Here is a 753-nt window from a genome sequence, read left to right as displayed (position 1 = left end):
CCTGAGTAAACAAGGTGGATCAATATTAAACCGTTGGTGGTGGCGGTAAGTGGATCACTTTTTACCCGTTGTTGACACTGGCGTGCCGCATTGGCCAATTCAGCGCCAAGATTTGGTCGTTCTGCGGTCAGTCGATTGAGTATCGAACCGCGTGTCCATGACAGGTTGGAACTAGCATAAGTCCCGAGCCGGGCTGGGGCTAACAGTAACCGATCCTTCCAAGCAATATTGCGCTCCTGCCCTTGTGCCTGAGCGCGCTGTGATACTAGCGACCAGACAGGCTCTAGCTCGCTATCCACTGTCAAACGTAAGCAAAGAACCGTTTCCAGACCCTGTTCAGGTTCTTCGGTGACTAACCCGTTTGCACGGTCGAAGGCCTGTAAATAATTTCCGTACGAATCCAAGCGCATCAGAGCACCGGGCAACGAACCAAGCGTCAGAGTGATGCTGATGGGCTGGGTGACATCCAGCCCATAAAAATCAGTATCGGCAAAACTGATATTGCGGCGGGCACCAAGGCAAAGGTCAATCGCATCGAGAATAGTAGTCTTACCGCTGTCTCCTGGGCCAATCAGGCAGTTGAGGCCTGGTGAAGGTAGCCAGTTCAATAAACGGATAGTTCGGAAATTCTGGATCTCGACTTTACAAATTCTGGTCACGGAGTTGCTCCTTAATTGTAAGCGTGCAGTGAGAACCGTATTGACGAAGTGAAGCTGGTCAGGCAGGCAGAGTAACCCGCCACGGGAGCAGAGC

The 753-nt window shown here is 51.9% G+C and carries 1 protein-coding gene; it reads right to left on the bottom strand.

Annotation, left to right across the window (positions count from 1 at the left end; all coding sequences use genetic code 11):
* On the bottom strand, positions 1–659 hold a 659-nt coding region (locus tag C6A40_RS24805), incomplete at its 3' end, for an ATP-dependent nuclease (RefSeq protein ID WP_153064014.1).
* Positions 660–753: the final 94 nt, after the last annotated feature.

The organism is Enterobacter sp. GER_MD16_1505_Eko_090 (assembly GCF_003331015.1).
Classification (GTDB): domain Bacteria; phylum Pseudomonadota; class Gammaproteobacteria; order Enterobacterales; family Enterobacteriaceae; genus Enterobacter; species Enterobacter roggenkampii.
Note: the sequence above shows the minus strand (reverse complement) of the source record. Positions and strands in the feature narration are given on the sequence as shown.